The sequence below is a fragment of the Corynebacterium sp. HMSC074C01 genome, assembly GCF_001814605.1.
In the GTDB taxonomy this organism is placed as follows: domain Bacteria; phylum Actinomycetota; class Actinomycetes; order Mycobacteriales; family Mycobacteriaceae; genus Corynebacterium.
Window position 1 is genome coordinate 1 of sequence record NZ_KV817266.1, and the last position, 16813, is coordinate 16813.

Here is a 16813-nt window from a genome sequence, read left to right on the forward strand (position 1 = left end):
GCTACGCACCCCGAAACCGGAAGAGCCGCTTAAGTCTCTTACCCCGTTGCAGTTAATGCTGCAGCGGGGTTTTCTTTTTCAGCATGGCCATGACCAGGGAAGACACACATCTTCTACAAGCAGGGGAGCAACTTCTAGCCAGCAGAGCTGTCTCCAAGAACGGATTGAATATCCGATCCACAAGGAGGCACTCATGTACCACTACACGCACGAAGACCTGGAGCTGCTCTACCTGATGAGCGACGGCATAGACGGCGAGGACGCTGATCCTGGTGCAACCCAAGAGCTACGCGACCTGGAAGCAGAAGGGCAAGTACTGCCCTGGGCCGTGCTGTAACAGCACTTTTCTCAGCAGCAGCAAAGCCGCTGCTCAAACACACAATTGAAAGACAATTCACACTCACTCAAAAGGAGAAATCATCATGTCTAACCCATTCAACTCCGGCACCATTGTTGGCAACACCGCTCGCGAGCCGAAGATCTTTGAGCACGCAAACGGCGGCGCTACCGTGAAGCTCAACGTCTACGCGCGTAATACGTTCAAGAACAAGAACACCGGCAAGGTGGAGTCGGAGATCGTGGAACTCACCGGCTACGTGCAGGACGCTAAGAACCTCGGTGTCTTCGGCTGCATCGGCGCTGGTGACCGGGTCGCGGTCAGCTACTCGCTCAAGACGGACAACTACACCGATAAGGATGGCGTGAAGCACTACCCGCTGATCGCACGCATCGATACGGTGCAGCTCATCGACTCGAAGAAAGAGTCTGCAGCCCGCGCTGCACGCCGTGAGAACGGCGCTGGCACCGCCGCCAACGACACTGAAGAAGTGCCGTTCTAACCACAACACCCCGCAGGGAAACCTGCGGGGTTATTTTTTCAGTACAAACCGCGCATGACGCCGTTGCCGTCCGGTAGGGGATCGCTACCGCGCCTGCTCTGGGGCACCGTCATTTCACAGCGCAATACACGCACCACGACACGCGCTGTTTTACCGTGCAACAAACACGCCATTTCGCTGCGCATTGCACTGACACATCTACACGCCGCTGGATCAATCACTTCACTGCACCCTGTAGTGGCGCGTCACTTAATTGACACGTTTATTGCGCAGTTAAGTGGTGTGTCACTTCGTCGACCACTTAAATGACACTTTTAATGACACGCCACTTCATTGGCACATTTACTGCGCAGTTAAATTACATGTCATTTCATTAGCACGTTTATTGACTACTTAAATGACGCTGTAACTCTGCATCACATTCTGCAGGCACTTTCGCTGCACTCTCTACGTACTCATCTACTGTCCACTTAACGGCACTGTAGCCACGTACCTCTACTACACAATCAACAGCACAACAAACACGCCACTACACGCGCTATTTCACAGCACTACAGGATTACCGCTACACAAAACAACCGCTCTAATTCTTCGATTTTCGCTGAATTAGAGCGGTTTTAGCGCTGTCTCTGGGCACTGACCCCGGCGACACCCGGCTAGGCCGCTACAGGGCCGTACAAGGCGTGTGGCGAGCTGCTACAGCTCCATGCCACCATCGCGGTCGCGCTGTTGCTGCTGGCGGCGCTTGTTGGTTCGTTCCTGAGCACGGCGGCGTGCGGCGGTCCGTTCCTGCTGGATACGCTGCTCAACAGCAACCCGATACCGCTGCTTCATCTCAGGGTCGTTATCGAGTTCGACATGCAGGAAGTCCCGGTCTACGTGGGAAATCTCTTGCAGAGACTGCGTTGCCTCCTCGATAATGATGGCGGCTTCCTCTTCTGCAGCTGCGCGGCGCGCTTCGAGGCTTTCGGTGAATGCGCGTTTCTCCGTGTCAAAGGCTTCACGCTCACTGTCCAGGGCTGCACGTTCGTTGGCCAGCTGTTCACGCTCACGCGTGGCCTCGCTGCGGATGGCCACAGCATCACGTTGTGCTTCGCTACGAGTGCTCTCAGCGTCTCGTGTGGCCTCGCTACGGGTCTTTTCTGCGTCTCGCTCGGCTTCCTTGCGTGCTTCGCTGCGGATCGTTTCAGCCTCCTGCTCTGCACGCTTGAGCTTGGCCTCTGCAGCGCTGTTGACCTCTTCGGCACGGTCCAGCAGCTCATCTGCTTGAGCTTCGGCCAGCCCTACTGTCTGCTCAGCCGCAGCCTGTGCATCGCTACGGATCTGCTCGACGTCCTGCTCAGCCTTCTCGCGTGCTTCACGCAACACACGCTCTGCAACCTCGCGAGCCTGCTGTTCAGCGTTCTCCTGTACACTTCGCGCTGCTTCACGGTCCGCCTGGGCCTGTTCCAGTTCTTTTGCTGCTTGCTCGCGGTCACGATCAATCGCGTCCATGTCGCGGTGTACGGAACGGCGCTTGACTTCTACTTCATCCTCGCGGTTGGCAAGGTCGCGTTCACGATCCTGCTGCTCCGTGTAGCGGTCGAGGTTTAGGGATTCATCGTGACGTTCGGAGACTTCCAGTTCTACTGGGTAGCCGAGCGCGTGCATGTGTTCACGGAGTCCGCGCTGCGCGTCGATCATTTTTTGATTACCCGAGATCTGTTTACCCTTTTTTGGGCCAGATTTGTACCTGACCGAGGTGTCAGTGTTGTACGCGATACCTGGCCTACAGCGGAGCTTTGACGGATCATCGGGCTTCGGGGAGAAGCTATCGGCCTGGAACTGGCTATGCGGTGTGCTCTCGTCAAAATTCATATCCCCTCCGGCCACAGCATCGATGCCGCCGGGGATGAAGTTCTCGGCAAGCCAACGCATTGCCTCTTCGAAGTATTGTTTCGCTTCCTCGTAGTCGCGTGCGACATAGCGCGGACGTTTTACTTCGCGCCCGTCCACCTCACTGGTGTAGAAATCCGGGATTTCTTTGCACATCGATTTCGGTGGATTCAGCTTCGGCTGGGGCCTCGACGACGCGGTTTCTACCGAGGATGTTGTGAAGCACCTCCGCGACAACAGCCCGAGCCTGCAGACCATCCTCCACGGCCCGAGCACCAGTACCTGGGGTGGGCACAACCTCGCCGGCGGTCTGCGCCGCGTCATGGCGAAGTGTGGCTACACCGATATCAAGAGCTTCCAGAAGGTGGATATCACCCTCTCGAGCTAGCTGCGCACTTTCGCGGCCGACAACGCCCGGTGGAACTTCAATGATCCCCCGGGCGTTTTTCATGTCTACGGGGTGAGGCGTATGTCACAGCCGATTCATCTTGACTCTCCTGTAAGGCCGACTAAAGTTTGTCCAGAATAAAAAGTACGTCTAGGCGTAACTTATGGAACAGCCTTGGCGAATGCATTTTCAGGAAAGGAAAACTCAATGGTTCGGTCGGAAAAGCGGGAGTCGCGATCAGCACTGTTCGTGGCAGCAGCCGCGATGATGGCGATGATTCTCGCGGCGGCGCTCACAGCGTGCGCGCCGGAGGAGGATCGTGCAGACGGCGGAAAGCCGAAAGTGCTGACCACTTTCACTGTGATCCAGGACATCGCCCAGAATGTCGCGGGGGAACACTTGACTGTGGATTCTTTGACGAAGCCGGGGGCGGAGATCCACGGCTACGAGCCCACGCCGGCTGATATCCGCCGCGCGTCGGATGCCGACCTCATTCTGGATAACGGCCTGAACCTGGAGAACTGGTTCGCGCAATTCGTCGAGGACGTCGACGCGCCCCACGTCACCGTCAGCGACGGCGTGGACCCGATCGACATCACCGAGGACGAGGGCGCGGGCAAACCGAACCCGCACGCGTGGATGAGCCCGGTCGAGGTGGAGAAGTACGTGGACAATATGGTCACCGCCTTCAGCGAACTCGATCCGGACCATGCTGAGGACTTCAAGCAGAACGGCGAGCAGTACAAAAAGGAGCTGCAAGAGGTCCAGGACGGCATGGTCACTGAGTTGGCGAACCTGCCTGAGCAGCATCGCGCACTGGTGACGTGCGAGGGCGCATTCTCCTACATGGCACGCGACGCTGGTCTGGAGGAACGGTTCATTTGGGCCGTGAACTCCGAGAATGAGGCAACTCCGCAGCAGATCACCCGTGCCATCGAATTCGTCAAGGAGAACGACGTGCCGGCCGTATTCTGCGAGTCCACGGTCTCGGACGCACCGATGCAGCAGGTAGTTGATGCAACCGACGCCACCTTCGGCGGCACTCTGTACGTCGACTCCCTTTCGGAGAAAGACGGTCCGGTTCCGACCTACCTCGACTTGATCAAGCACGACGCCGACGTGATCACGCAGGCGTTGACGGGTAAGAAGTAGGTGTCACGGTGCAACAGGAAACGTCATCAGCCGCGGCGGCCGTTTCGTCGAATGCGACTCCCGCGATATCCGTGCACGATGTCACCGTTCACTATGGGAGCGTGCTCGCGCTCGACGGTGCATCCCTCGAGATTGCGCCGGGACGCGTGTGCGGACTCGTCGGAATGAATGGATCCGGGAAATCTACGCTATTCAAAACGATCATGGGGCAGACCCGGCCGGATTCCGGGACCGTCGCCGTCAACGGAGATGACCCCGCGGTTGCCCGCCGCACCGGTGTGCTCGGGTACGTGCCTCAGCGCGAGGCAGTGGACTGGGATTTCCCGGTCAGCGTGCGGGAGGTGGTCATGATGGGTCGCTACGGACAACTCGGTTTCACGCGCCGGCCTCGCCGGGCTGATATCGAAGCCGTCAACCATGCACTCGAGCGTGTGGAGCTCACGGACTATGCCTCACGTCAGATCGGTCAACTTTCCGGCGGCCAGCGGAAACGCGCCTTTGTTGCCCGGTGCATTGCCCAGGGGGCGAGGATCATGCTGCTGGACGAGCCTTTCGCGGGCGTCGATAAGCGCAGCGAAGCGACAATGACCCGGCTGTTCCGCGAGCTTGCAGACGGCGGTGCCACCGTCTTCGTGTCCACGCACGACCTCCCTGCGTTACCTGAGCTGGCTGATGAAGCGATGCTGCTCAACCGGCATGTGCTCATGCACGGCTCGCCCAAGGATGTCCTGCAACCCGATAATCTCGCCGCTGCCTTTGGACTGGATGTGATGAAACGATGATCTCTTTTCTTGTCGACCCGTTCGCCTACGACTTCATGGTCCGCGCGTTCGCCACGAGCCTGATTTCCTCCATCGTGTGCGCGGTGCTGTCGTGCTGGCTGGTCCTCGTCGGCTGGTCGCTGATGGGCGATGCCGTGTCCCACGCAGTGTTCCCCGGCGTGGTGCTGGCGTATATCGCGGGCGTTCCCTTCGCTCTCGGGGCAGTGGTCTTCGGCTTCCTCGCCGTGGGATTGATCGGTGTCGTGCGTGATACGAGCCGGGTCAAAGAAGACGCTGCGATCGGAATCGTCTTCACGACGCTCTTCGCGTTCGGGCTCGTGCTCATCTCCGTCACGCCCTCGCACACCGACCTCAATCACATTATCTTCGGTAACCTGCTCGGCGTCTCCAAAGCTGATCTCGTGCAGATCCTCGTTTTGGGCGTGGCCACGCTGGCCGTGCTCGTGCTCAAGCGCCGCGATTTCACGCTTTTCGCTTTCGATCCCGTGCATGCTCACGCGATTGGTCTGTGGCCGAAGCTGATTGGGGCAGTGTTGCTCGCCCTGCTCGCGCTCACCTGCGTGGTGGGGCTGCAAGCCGTCGGGGTGATCCTCGTGGTGGCGATGCTGATCATTCCGGGTGCGACCGCGCACCTTTTGACCGACAGTTTCGGCCGCATGCTGCTGATCGCTCCTGCGGTGGCCACCGTATGCTCCGTCGCGGGGCTGTACGCGAGCTACTACCTCGACGCTTCGCCTGGCGGACTCGTGGTCATGGCGCAGGGGATCGCATTCCTGCTGGTGTACCTGTTCAGCCCGAGCCAAGGGATCGTCACAGCGCGTGCGCGCCGGGGCGGAACGGCACGGCTAATTGGAGACGAACAGCGCATCGGTAGCGGTGCGGCCGAGCGGAACTGAGTTCTTTGCCCCGTCCACCTTCACATCGAGCGACTCGGAAAACGGTGCGCCTTCAGTGACCGTGAGGACGGCGCCGACAACGATGCCATTCTCCTCGAAAAACTTCAGCAGGGTCGGGTCCGAATCGGAGATCCGCTCGACAGTGACCGTCGTCCCCGCTGCACCGGCGCCCGCCCCAGCATCCGTGAGGCGGCATGCGTCCAAAGCGGGCACCGTACCGTCGGCGGTCGGGATCGGATCCCCGTGCGGGTCGCGGGTGGGGTGGCCGAGCAGCTTGTCCAGCCTGTCCACCAGGTAGTCAGAGACTGCGTGCTCTAAGTGCTCCGCTTCATCGTGCACTTCGTCCCACGTGTACCCGAGAGTCTCCACCAAGAACGTCTCGATGAGCCGGTGGCGCCGAATCATGTCCACTGCGTACCCGCGGCCCTTCTCGGTCAATTCCACCGAGCCGTACGGGGCGTGCACGATCAACCCCTGTGCGGCGAGCTTGCGCACAGCATCCGAGACCGACGACATCCGCAGCCCCGTCTGCTTCGAAATCAGGGTTGCCGTCACGGGTTCCGCTGACCATTCCGTGAGACTCCAGATGACCTTCAAATAGTTCTGGGTCGAAGTGGATAATTCGCTCACCGACATGCGTTCAACTCTACTTACCTTCCGGGAGCACGCTTATCGACGCCGCCCTGAACCGCTAATCCGCCCTGCACAGTCGCGACTGTTCAGTCTATCCAGGCCATGAGTTAGACTCTGAATCCGTGACTACCACCTCGAATGCACCAGAGCAGACCCCACCCGCAAACGCTCACCCGCGCCCCGTCCTCGTCGTGGACTTCGGCGCGCAATATGCGCAGCTCATCGCACGACGCGTGCGTGAGGCCCGGATCTATTCGGAGGTCGTTCCGCACACGATTTCCGCAGAAGAATTGAAAGCCAAGGACCCGGTGGCTCTCGTGCTCTCCGGTGGTCCCTCATCCGTCTACGAGGACGGTGCTCCGCAGCTCGACCCGGCAATTTTCGAGCTGGGGCTGCCCACCTTCGGCATTTGCTACGGCTTCCAGGTGATGACTCAGGCGCTCGGCGGCACCGTGGCCAAGACCGGCTCCCGCGAGTACGGTCGCACCGCAATGAACGTGCGCGGCGGCGTACTTCACCACGGCCTGCAGACCAACCACCCGGTATGGATGAGCCACGGCGATTCCGTCACCGAGGCACCAGCTGGCTTCGAGGTCACCGCTTCATCGGAAGGCGCACCAGTCGCCGCATTCGAAAACGCTGATCTATGCATGGCCGGCGTCCAGTACCACCCGGAGGTCATGCACTCGCCGCACGGCCAAGAGGTGCTCACGCGCTTCCTCACCGAGATCGCAGGCCTCGAGCAGACCTGGACCGCCTCCAATATTGCGGAACAGCTTATCGACGCAGTCAAGCAACAAGTCGGCCCCAACGGCCGCGCCATCTGCGGCCTGTCCGGCGGCGTGGACTCCGCTGTCGCTGCTGCACTGGTCCAGCGCGCAATCGGTGACCGACTCACCTGTGTCTTCGTCGACCACGGCCTGCTGCGTCAGGGCGAGCGCGAGCAGGTCGAGACCGACTTCGTGGCTGCTACAGGCGCGAAGCTGGTCACCGTCGACGAGCGCGAAGCCTTCCTGGGCAAGCTCGCTGGTGTCACCGAGCCGGAAGCCAAGCGCAAGGCTATCGGTGCAGAATTCATCCGCTCCTTTGAGCGTGCCGTTGCTGGTGTGCTCACCGAATCTGGTGACGACGCACCCGTCGACTTCCTCGTTCAGGGCACCCTGTACCCGGACGTTGTCGAGTCCGGCGGCGGATCCGGCACCGCCAACATCAAGAGCCACCACAACGTCGGTGGCCTGCCTGACGATGTCGAATTCGAACTCGTCGAACCCCTCCGCCTGCTGTTCAAGGACGAGGTCCGCGCCGTTGGCCGTGAACTCGGCCTGCCCGAGGTGATCGTGAACCGTCAACCTTTCCCGGGCCCTGGCCTGGGTATTCGCATCATCGGTGAGGTTACTGAGGAGCGCCTGGAAACCCTTCGCGCAGCCGATGCGATCGCTCGTGAGGAGCTAACCAAGGCTGGCCTCGACGACCAGATCTGGCAGTGCCCGGTCGTCCTGCTTGCCGACGTTCGCTCCGTCGGCGTCCAAGGCGACGGCCGCACCTACGGCCACCCGATCGTCCTGCGTCCAGTTGCTTCCGAGGATGCCATGACCGCTGACTGGGTCCGCATCCCGTACGAGGTGCTGGAGACCATTTCCACCCGCATCACCAATGAGGTTGAGGACGTCAACCGCGTCGTGCTGGACATCACGTCCAAGCCGCCAGCCACGATCGAGTGGGAGTAACCAGCTTTTAGCGCTGACACCCAGGATTTAAGTGCCAGCGCTAAATAGTTAGTGCTAAATAGTTGATGCTAAATAGTCAGTGGATCTCGATTACATAGCTGCCTCAGGTGAGAATTTTTACCTGGGCTTTTGGAGCGAAGCTAAGGCCCCGATGTAATCGAGATCCACTCGTTTTATTTGTAATGCACTCCAAGCGAAGGTGGCGGCGTTGGCGTGCGCTGATGCAGAAGCCACCACGCGACAAACCCGGTGAAGATTCCTGCCAGCGGCGCTAATACTGCCCTGGGATCCGTGCCCAGCGTGACGGACGGGAAGAAGATCAGCAATCCGATCAACAACAGCCAGCCTGTGCTGCGGTCTCTGAGCACAACAGGACTCAGACGTTCTTTCGGTGTGAAGATCGCCTGTGCGGGGGATGTCTGCGTGCCAAAACGCGGCATGGTGAACCAGCACAGCAGGTACAGGAAAATGCCGCCGCCGATGATGAGCGCCAGCACAGCAAAAACGACGCGGACGAAGGTCACATCGACGTTATAACGCGCACCGATGCCCTCACAGATGCCACCGACTAGTGGGTTGCCACCTTGTTCTTTGGGGATCCGTGGCGGGCGCGTGTCCCACATGGCCTGAAACGAGCTGTTGGTGTCCATGGCTCAAGTATGCATTTGGCGGGCAAAGCTCGCTGGCTAAATGGCACGGGTCTAGGGGGAGGATCGAGAGATCCTTGCATGAAACCTGAATTCGCTGGCGTAGACAATGCCGCTGGCCTCTTTGAAGTCCCTGTTCAGGGAGGTTTCGCCGCCTTCGATCTTCGTCAGCGCGTCGAGTAGCCTCGTTGTGATTTCAGGTTTCTTCCTAAAACCTGAATATCGGCACTGCTTGTGTACTGGTTTGTGCACTTAAGGCCCTGGATTAGCTTATCCAGGGCCTGTGGATTCAGGTTTCGTGCAACGCAGCAAGAACTACTAGTCGGCGAGAACTACTAGTCGGGGAGCGCTGCTAGCCAGCGTGCGTTGCTAGTCGGCGTGCGTTGCTAGTCGGCGTGCGTTGCTAGCCAGCGTGCGTTGCTAGTCGGCGTATGCGAGGCGACGGGAGCCGTCGACATGCGGGTACAGTACCCACGCAGCGCCAGCAACGAGCGCGAATGTGAGCGTGACTCCCCAGGCTGGCCATTGCGCGAGAGGTGCGAGCATGAGCGCCAGCCACCAAAGCATTAACGGCACGAGCATGCTTATCGACGGCACCGTACTTACCCGCTTCTCTTCCGCGAATGCCCTCATCTCGCCCCGGTAGGGGTGGAGCAAAGTGATGGCGACAGCAAGGGCAACGCATCCGAGCGCGATGAGGAGTTTGGGGCCGATCGCGAGCTGGGAGACCATGACTGCGATGGATCCGGCGACGCCCACAGTTCCCATGACTCTGACGATGAGCGGAGTGGGGATTGGGGTGGTCCGGGTGCGGACGTCGTAGGCGTACATGGAGGTGGACGCTACCATATGACCTGCGATAGAAAATATGTTCGATAATTTCAATTGACCTTGGTTCGCCCGCGGAGCATAATCAGCTTCCGTGAGTGGAACAAGTGTTCGCAAGACGGTCGCGGAGGTGGACCTGGCGGCATCGACGGTATCGACGGGCTCCAGTGGTTCTGCGCACGCTGAACAGATCGCCCAGCTCCGCTCCAAAATGGCGCAGATCGGCGGTGCTGTCCCTGGTGGTGATGGGGATGGTACCGGCTTCGCACAGAAGATCACAGGCAGCGAAGATGTGGTTTCGCTCGGTGAGCAGTTTCGATTTCTGCTTCCTGGCGGTGGTCTACCGCGCCATGCTGTCACACATATGAGCGATACACCGGCGCTGGTTGCGGAGATGCTTCTCCACGTTGTGGAAGCAGGTGGTCACGCCGGTGTGGTGGGGTGGCCGGAATTGTCTTATGCCGGAATTGACCCGAAGTATCTGGGCCGCATTATCGCTGTGCCGGATCCAGGGGTGGACCCTTTGGGTGTTGCCGCGGTGCTCACGGAGGGGCTGGACTTGGTTGTGTATCGCTCGCCAGTGGCGCTTGCTCTCTCTCCGGTGCGGTGCCGTCCACTGTTGGGCAAGCTGCGCAAAGGTCGGGCAGCACTGATGATGGTTGGCGCGACGGTGCCGTCTCCTGCGCTGACTGTCACGGGCGATATTCAGGCTTTTCATGGCATTGGTCGTGGTACGGGCCGCATTACTGGTGTGGATATTCGGGTGCGGGCGCAGTCGAAGGGTGGGCGTCCGGCGTCGGCAAGCATCACTGTGGGGCAGGCTGCTGTGGAAGCGTCAACGCCTTAATCCCGCGTCAATCGATTTCAGTCTGGCAAGGACTGTTTCTTGTGACGGCGATCCGATTCGAAAAATGGCGTTTTTCATACGGGTACAAATGGAATCTCACTCGTATGAAGAAGACGACTATTCGGCTACCAGCTACACCAACCGGCGACCCTAACTGGGACTACATGGAGCGCTTCATGAAGGGGTTGCGGTAGTGATAGTCCGCGGTGTCTGCGGGCTAGTTCTTTTATGGGGGCGTTGATGCCACCTTCGAGGCTGTTTGTTGTTGCTGCAAGGTTGTCGGGGTCGATGGTTGTTGGTGGGGGTTGTAGGTAGGTAAACAGCAGGTCTCTGCGGTGCAGAGATAGCAATGATTGATAGGCCGCTCGGACGCGTTGGTGGGTGTAGACCTTGGTGTAGGCGCCGGTAGCGGGGTCTTTGATGGTGGTTTTCTCGTTCATCCATTCCCGGTAGGTGTGGCATATCCCGCCGATCAAGCACTACACCAACTACCAACGAGAAAACCACGCAGGCCTTCACGCCGCGTAACACGCCACTCTCAAAAAGTCAGGCCGATTCACAACACCAGCAGAAGGATGCTCTTTGACGAGTTTGAACGCGGCGTACTAGGCGAACTTCCTACAACACCGTGGCAGCATACCGAATGGAAACGTGCGAAAGTCGCCCCCAACTTCCACATCACCGTCAACACTGCACGTTATTCGGTGCCTTACCAGCTTGTCGGCCGGACTGTCGATGTACGTATCACTGGCAATGAAGTAACCGTTTTGATGCCGGGCAGCGTGTTGCAACCCACCGGCTTGCCCAAGCCCGGGGGATCTATGTCACCGATGTGGATCATATTCCTGCCAACATGGCTGATACCACAGGGTTGTGGACCAGTGAGTACTTCTACCGTGAAGCAGCCAAGATCGGGCCCGCAACCCGGACAGTCATCGAAGAACTCATCAGCGCAAAGGCAATCCCTGCCCAGGCATTTCAGTCGTGCCGAAACGGGGCCCGGCCCCCGGAAAGTAGACACCATGGGGTGGTGAAATTGTGGGGCTTACTTTAGCGCATTGTTACGCTGCGTGGGCTTCGTACTCTGTGGGGGTGAGGTACTTGCACCAGGAGTGTCTTCGGCTGGTGTTGTAGCGCACGCACCATGCGAAGACGTCTCGTCGGCAGACGAGCTGGTTGGCAAAGACTTTCTTGTCTTTGAGGACCTCTCGTTTCAGGGTGGCGTTAAACGACTCTGCCAGCGAGTTGTCGGCACTGGTGCCAACTGCGCCCATGGATTGGGTGACGTTGAGCCTGCGGCAGGTGGCCTGAAACTGCGATGAGGCATAGACACTTCCGTGGTCCGAATGAAAGATCGCCCCGGCAAGACTCCCGCGGGTGTGGTGCGCGTGCTCGAGCGCTTCCTCGACGAGTTCGGTGCGCATGTGGTCGGCGATGGCAAAGCCGACGAGCATCCGTGAATAGCAGTCAATTACTGAAGCGAGATACATATTCGACCCGTCCGCGATCGGCAGATAGGTGATATCGCCAACTAGCACCCTATTTGCAGCCGGAGCCGTGAAATCTCGCTTGACCAGGTCGGCAAACACCACGCGGCCAGGCCCACGCCTGGTGGTGGTGACCTTGCGTTTTTTGGTGTAGCCACGCAGGCGAAGCTTCTTCATGATCCGGGCGATGCGCTTATGGTTGACCGGCCCATTGTCGTTGTAGGCGTCGTTATAGGTCAGCTCTGCCGCGATGCGTTTGGCACCGTAGAGCTGGTCTTTCTCGTTAAAGACCGCCTTGATCTTCGCCCCTAGCATGGCATCGTCAATTAGCCGGCGGTGCCGTTGGGCGCTGCTGGCTTTCCATTTGTAGTAAGAGCTGCGATTGAGCCCAAGGACGGTGCACATCCGCTTGACCGAGTACTCGGTGCGGTGGTCCTCGACAAACTGGAAGCGGATCACCAGTGTGTCTCTTCCATGAAATATTTGGCCGCCTTGCGCAAGATATCGCGTTCTTCTTTCAGCCTGGCGTTTTCTTGCTGCAGTTGGCGTATCTTTTCTGCATCCGTGAGTTGCTTGGCATGATCAGCACGTGCAACCGGTGGCCTCTGGGTCTTTGCACCGGTGCCGTACGTATCGACCCACGTGCGAAGCGTGGTGCGGTAGATCCCTAAATCTTCGGCTGCGGCCTTGAGCGAGAGATGTGGATCGTTCTCGTACATCGCGACTGCGTCGCGCTTGAACTGATCCGAATAAACCTTCCTAGGCATGGAGGTAGATTACCTTTCCCCGACCCAACACGGTCGGAATCGGAGGTGTCTACCAAACAGGGGGCAGGTCCCCTACACACCCGGCCGCAACCTCAACAAAGAGCAAATCACCAGACTCGCTCACTGCCAATGGTGTCAAAAAGCACAAAGCATTGTCATCCTCGGCAAATCATCCGTCGGCAAAACATACCTGGCCCAAGCACTCCTTACCGCTGCGTGCAGAAACGACTATTCTGCCCGTTTCTTCCGCACAGACACCCTGGCCAACCAGCTGATGGTGCTACGCCATGATGACACAGCACGCATGGAGTTTCTTCAAGACTTACACCTGGCAGACGTACTCGTGCTTGATGACTTCTTAACAACGCCGATTGATGCTGCCACAGCACACCAGCTGCTCAACATTCTTGCTGAGCGCGAACACCGGAGATCAACCATTGTCACCTCCCAGTTCACACCCGATGAGTGGTACAAGTCCATCCCGGATGCTGTCATCGCCGAGTCGATCCTGAATCGGCTTGTCGTTGGCGCTGAGATCATCACACTCGAAGGACCAAACATGCGCCTCGAAGCCAATACGCAGTAGCGGCTCATAGTCAACGCCCGGGTGTTACCCGATACTCACCCGGGCGTTACTGAATACTCACCACAGCGTTACTAAATCCGTGGTCCTAACAGCTATCGCGTCCCCATTCGTGGCCATGTCTCAGTCGTTTAGCAAGCAGGCGAATACGCTCTGGTACGAGATTTTCGATGTCGTCAAAGCCAACTCGCTGGTGGACTACTCGGGGCCGACTCCTGCGGATAACGTGATGGAACGGCTACTTCAGGCACGCTCATAGTTATTGGCGTAGTGCGGGTGCAGTGTGGGCGTAGATGACGACCACTGCAATCAAGGCGATACAGACGGCGAAGGGTGCCAGCGGGTTCCACCCGTAAAGGGCGGTCGAAGCCAGCGGGGCAATCGCGTACGCCAACCCATTATTAGCGTTGATGATGCCAGCCACTGCGCCTTGCTCATCTGCACTCATCTTCAAGGTTGGGCCAGTGTTGTACCCGGGCATCGCCAGTCCCATACCTACCCCCAGCACGATACACCCGACAACCAGTAAAGCGTGCGAGGAGGTAGGCCAAATGAGCACAGTTGCAACTAGTGTAATGGCCAGACCAGTACGTAAAAGCTTCGCTGCTCCCCACCCTGTCTTTGGAGCAATCACCGCTTGGGCAATGATCATGGTCACGCCCATGATGGTCAGGTAAATCGCGGAAATACCTGCGGTCGCAGTTGCCGACAGGGCGAAGCGGTCTTGGACAGTGAATCCAAAAATCGTAGCAACAGAAGAAAACACAAGAAACATCACCAGACCAGTTGCTAGCCAGGGAGCTACACGCGGATCAGTGAAGCGAATCCGTTGAGGCTTTGCAAAAAGTTGCCCTCGGCTTTGAGGTGCGAAACTCACCAAGAGAACAACCAGACCAATCACCATCACAACGGGCATGACCACCAAGGGCAAGAGCAGGCCACCAGCAGCGGCTAACACACCTCCAGTAACACCTCCAACAATGGAGGCCATCCCTTGAGCCGCTCCAATCATGCCCAGTGCTTTTACCCGCCCGTTCTCGCTGGCAGCATGCGTGACCAGGTGGGCTTGCGCGGTCGGGGCGATCGCTGAAATCCCTCCACCATAGAGCAAACCACGAGTGATCACAACACCAAAAACTAGTCCGACACCGCCAACTACCTGGTTCATCCCCAGGTAGGAGACAATACCGAAGGCGCTCAAAGCGATGATCGCGATCACAAGCCCAGCAGCGAGTACACGTTTAGCGCCGACACGTTGGGAAGCTCGCCCCCAATAAGCACTCAAGCTCGCTAGTACAATCGCTGCCAAAGAGATAGTGGCGCCAATATGCCATTCCCGCAATCCCATCTGTCGTGACAGTGGCGCGATGATCGGATTGAGAATCATTTGCCCCATAAAGGCGAGAAAAACGATTCCCACTACCAGGTTCGCTTGCGCTCCTGGATCAATAGAGCTCTGTGTCGGCTTATTACTACGAGGGTCGGGCATCACTACACTCCATTACTAGAACACTGTTTCACTTAGGGATATTGTAGAATGGTGTTCTAGTAAGGGTCAAGGAATAAGTTAGGGTCACCTTATGAACACTGTGCTAACGGGGCGAAGGGCTGGGCTATCACGCGAGCTGATTGTCAAACAAGCTGTACAGTTAAGCGCGATCAGTGGCGTTGAGGGATGGTCAGTACGGGACATTGCCCGTGAACTGGGCGTGGTTCCCTCAGTGATTTATCATTATTTTCCAAACAAGGAAGCCATTTGTGATGCTGTTGTAGACCGGGTATGTGTCGGGATTGAAGTTCCCGACCCGGACCTTGAATGGAAAGCCTGGTTTCGAGCTATGGCTCACAATCTACGCCCCGCATTGTTAGCATATCCGGGGATTACCGACAGGTTCGCGCGGGGCAAGTTCACCGAACAGTTTTTGCCGATGATCGATGGAGCCTGGGCCAAACTACAAGAAGCTGGGTTTGGTGACAATTCGCCTGTGGCCTACACAATTATCGCGAACTCGATCATCCACACGATCGGAGCGAGAAACCTGCGCGCATCCAATCAAATCCAGCCTCGCCACAACCTGCACGAAATGCTTGTCAGGCTTGAGCCTATGATGGCTCAATCTGTTGGACTGACCAGTATTGTCAACTCTTACCTGGAGCCTCTCTCACACCCTGATGAAGAAGAAGCGATGTCCGAGGAATACTACGACCTCGTCATCGATGTGATCCTAGACGGCATCGAACACACCCTGCTGCCTTAACTCTGACCCACTTCTCAATCATCGTCTTAGTGAGCGCCCGCACAGCTGTGTACTTCAACACAGCGGATGTAGCCCAGTTGATAAGCCGGGTCAGTTCACGTTCACCCCTCGCGTTATCATGGTCACGGAGACGGTTAAGTAGTTCTTCCTGATACGGATTATTCATGGTGTGCCCTTCATCCAGGTATGGGTAAAGGGGGCCAAGGCACACACCCTGACCCCCTTCGCTGCCTGCTACGGGCTAGCGTCTACTCGGTAGCACCCGCCGTGGTCGGCTCCACCACATCCTGTTCAGCCGTCGCCAGCACCTCCGGGCGGAACACGGAACCGCCGTACACCTGGAGGCCCGTAATCGCACGGGTGAAACGGAACGGCAGCATGGACGATTCCGCCACCTCCGTGATCTGGTAGCCGAACGGGGTAGCCATCGGGTGGCCCGCAATGACCACCTCACGGCCCGCCACCGTCGGCACCGTCGGCGCGGAAATGATGCGGAACCCGAGCAGGCGACCAATCTCACCGTTCAAGAGATTGCTGTTGTTCACTGCCTTGTCCAGGCGCTCGTCGTACAGCAACGCCGATTCCATCTCCGGGCCAACCATCACGAAACGGTCAGTCTTCGGAACCGAAGTGGCGTTGAGTTTCTTACGCAGCACCACCAGCGTCTTGTACGCGTCCTTCTTCTCAATGTCGAGCGGGAGGGTGCCCACCTTGTTGGAGTTCTTCACTCCGTCCTTCATGAGCTTGCCGATGTAGGTATCGACCTGCTCGGACATGCCTTCCTCTGCCTCGCTGACTGCCTCGGGCCTGGCCCCCGGAAAGTAGACACGTCGGGGGTTAGCTATGCTGCTTGGGTCAGTGTAGCTGATGTGAGTGCTTCGAAGGCATCAGGGGCTAGAAGATTGCACCAGGAGTGTCGTCTGCGGGTGTTGTAGCGCATGCACCATCGAAAGACTTCTTGGCGACAGCTGATTGGGCTGTCAAAGACTTTCCGATCACGTAGCACTTCACGCTTTAAGGTGGCGTTAAATGACTCTGCCAAGGCATTATCAGCACTCGTTCCCACCGCGCCCATGGATTGGCGCACACCAAGCTGGGTGCAGT

Annotated in this window: 18 protein-coding genes and 3 pseudogenes; 12 read left to right on the forward strand and 9 right to left on the reverse strand. The window is 58.2% G+C overall.

What is annotated here, in order from left to right; all coding sequences use genetic code 11:
- The first annotated feature begins 193 nt into the window (after positions 1-193).
- Both HMPREF2978_RS13170 and HMPREF2978_RS02325 read left to right on the forward strand, forming a co-directional pair.
- Positions 194-337 carry a hypothetical protein gene (locus HMPREF2978_RS13170; protein ID WP_158011595.1) on the forward strand — a complete coding sequence of 48 codons (144 nt, stop codon included), beginning with the start codon at positions 194-196 and terminating at the stop codon, positions 335-337.
- A gap of 85 nt (positions 338-422) precedes the next feature.
- Complete coding sequence (locus HMPREF2978_RS02325; RefSeq protein ID WP_070516677.1) at positions 423-839, forward strand: single-stranded DNA-binding protein; 417 nt, start codon at positions 423-425, stop codon at positions 837-839.
- Between the two features lie 696 nt (positions 840-1535).
- On the opposite strand, the gene HMPREF2978_RS02330 is transcribed toward HMPREF2978_RS02325, so the two are convergent.
- The gene (locus tag HMPREF2978_RS02330; protein WP_070516674.1) at positions 1536-2870 is read right to left on the reverse strand and encodes a coiled-coil domain-containing protein; all 1335 of its coding nucleotides are present in this window, start codon (positions 2868-2870) and stop codon (positions 1536-1538) included.
- An 88-nt stretch (positions 2871-2958) separates the two neighbouring features.
- Between HMPREF2978_RS02330 and HMPREF2978_RS13415 the strand changes: the two are divergent.
- From HMPREF2978_RS13415 to HMPREF2978_RS02345, 4 genes and pseudogenes are all read left to right on the forward strand, one after another.
- Positions 2959-3102 (forward strand): annotated as a pseudogene (locus HMPREF2978_RS13415) (GuaB3 family IMP dehydrogenase-related protein); the annotation flags it as partial.
- A gap of 273 nt (positions 3103-3375) precedes the next feature.
- A complete protein-coding gene (locus HMPREF2978_RS02335; protein ID WP_232745304.1) occupies positions 3376-4254 on the forward strand; it encodes a metal ABC transporter substrate-binding protein in 879 nt (292 codons plus the stop codon).
- 8 nt (positions 4255-4262) lie between these two features.
- Positions 4263-5036, forward strand: coding sequence for a metal ABC transporter ATP-binding protein (locus HMPREF2978_RS02340; protein ID WP_070516670.1), 774 nt, complete (start codon positions 4263-4265; stop codon positions 5034-5036).
- Positions 5033-5932 (forward strand): metal ABC transporter permease, encoded by a 900-nt coding sequence (locus tag HMPREF2978_RS02345; RefSeq protein ID WP_070516668.1) that lies wholly within the window; start codon positions 5033-5035, stop codon positions 5930-5932. The genes HMPREF2978_RS02340 and HMPREF2978_RS02345 overlap by 4 nt, the downstream gene beginning before the upstream one ends.
- On the opposite strand, the gene HMPREF2978_RS02350 is transcribed toward HMPREF2978_RS02345, so the two are convergent.
- A complete protein-coding gene (locus HMPREF2978_RS02350; protein WP_070516666.1) occupies positions 5882-6568 on the reverse strand; it encodes a metal-dependent transcriptional regulator in 687 nt (228 codons plus the stop codon). The genes HMPREF2978_RS02345 and HMPREF2978_RS02350 overlap by 51 nt on opposite strands.
- A 119-nt stretch (positions 6569-6687) precedes the next feature.
- Here HMPREF2978_RS02350 and guaA point away from each other — a divergent pair, with 119 nt between their 5' ends.
- Positions 6688-8292, forward strand: a complete 1605-nt coding sequence (guaA, locus tag HMPREF2978_RS02355; protein WP_070516664.1) for a glutamine-hydrolyzing GMP synthase — start codon at positions 6688-6690, stop codon at positions 8290-8292.
- A 173-nt stretch (positions 8293-8465) separates the two neighbouring features.
- On the opposite strand, the gene HMPREF2978_RS02360 is transcribed toward guaA, so the two are convergent.
- Both HMPREF2978_RS02360 and HMPREF2978_RS02365 read right to left on the reverse strand, forming a co-directional pair.
- Positions 8466-8942, reverse strand: coding sequence for a PspC domain-containing protein (locus HMPREF2978_RS02360; RefSeq protein ID WP_070516662.1), 477 nt, complete (start codon positions 8940-8942; stop codon positions 8466-8468).
- Positions 8943-9359: 417 nt separating this feature from the next.
- Positions 9360-9788 carry a hypothetical protein gene (locus tag HMPREF2978_RS02365; RefSeq protein WP_232745300.1) on the reverse strand — a complete coding sequence of 143 codons (429 nt, stop codon included), beginning with the start codon at positions 9786-9788 and terminating at the stop codon, positions 9360-9362.
- A gap of 73 nt (positions 9789-9861) precedes the next feature.
- On the opposite strand from HMPREF2978_RS02365, the gene HMPREF2978_RS02370 reads away from it, so the two are divergent.
- Positions 9862-10614 carry a hypothetical protein gene (locus HMPREF2978_RS02370; protein WP_232755700.1) on the forward strand — a complete coding sequence of 251 codons (753 nt, stop codon included), beginning with the start codon at positions 9862-9864 and terminating at the stop codon, positions 10612-10614.
- Between the two features lie 188 nt (positions 10615-10802).
- Here the strand turns inward: HMPREF2978_RS02370 and HMPREF2978_RS12715 are convergent.
- A pseudogene (locus HMPREF2978_RS12715) lies at positions 10803-11072 on the reverse strand (IS256 family transposase); the annotation flags it as partial.
- A 117-nt stretch (positions 11073-11189) separates the two neighbouring features.
- Here HMPREF2978_RS12715 and HMPREF2978_RS13545 point away from each other — a divergent pair.
- Complete coding sequence (locus tag HMPREF2978_RS13545; RefSeq protein ID WP_371326356.1) at positions 11190-11648, forward strand: Mu transposase domain-containing protein; 459 nt, start codon at positions 11190-11192, stop codon at positions 11646-11648.
- A 27-nt stretch (positions 11649-11675) separates the two neighbouring features.
- Here HMPREF2978_RS13545 and HMPREF2978_RS02375 read toward each other — a convergent pair.
- A protein-coding gene (locus HMPREF2978_RS02375; protein WP_118779520.1) for an IS3 family transposase occupies positions 11676-12868 on the reverse strand; the annotation gives its coding sequence in 2 pieces (ribosomal slippage) (positions 11676-12580 and positions 12580-12868; 1194 coding nt in all).
- Between HMPREF2978_RS02375 and HMPREF2978_RS02385 the strand changes: the two genes are divergently transcribed.
- Together HMPREF2978_RS02385 and HMPREF2978_RS12725 are read left to right on the forward strand one after the other, a co-directional pair.
- Positions 12867-13454: an ATP-binding protein gene (locus tag HMPREF2978_RS02385; RefSeq protein WP_083298964.1), complete on the forward strand. Its 588-nt coding sequence runs from the start codon at positions 12867-12869 to the stop codon at positions 13452-13454. The two genes, HMPREF2978_RS02375 and HMPREF2978_RS02385, sit on opposite strands and share 2 nt — an antisense overlap.
- Before the next feature lie 91 nt (positions 13455-13545).
- A pseudogene (locus HMPREF2978_RS12725) lies at positions 13546-13710 on the forward strand (terminase); the annotation flags it as partial.
- Here the strand turns inward: HMPREF2978_RS12725 and HMPREF2978_RS02390 are convergent.
- Positions 13711-14940, reverse strand: coding sequence for an MFS transporter (locus tag HMPREF2978_RS02390; RefSeq protein ID WP_070495012.1), 1230 nt, complete (start codon positions 14938-14940; stop codon positions 13711-13713).
- Between the two features lie 91 nt (positions 14941-15031).
- On the opposite strand from HMPREF2978_RS02390, the gene HMPREF2978_RS13325 reads away from it, so the two are divergent.
- Positions 15032-15709, forward strand: coding sequence for a TetR/AcrR family transcriptional regulator (locus HMPREF2978_RS13325; protein ID WP_070462451.1), 678 nt, complete (start codon positions 15032-15034; stop codon positions 15707-15709).
- A gap of 248 nt (positions 15710-15957) precedes the next feature.
- On the opposite strand, the gene HMPREF2978_RS02400 is transcribed toward HMPREF2978_RS13325, so the two are convergent.
- Positions 15958-16485 (reverse strand): hypothetical protein, encoded by a 528-nt coding sequence (locus tag HMPREF2978_RS02400; RefSeq protein WP_070517166.1) that lies wholly within the window; start codon positions 16483-16485, stop codon positions 15958-15960.
- A gap of 65 nt (positions 16486-16550) precedes the next feature.
- The coding region (locus HMPREF2978_RS12735; protein ID WP_143342260.1) for an integrase core domain-containing protein at positions 16551-16813 on the reverse strand (263 nt) is incomplete at its 5' end.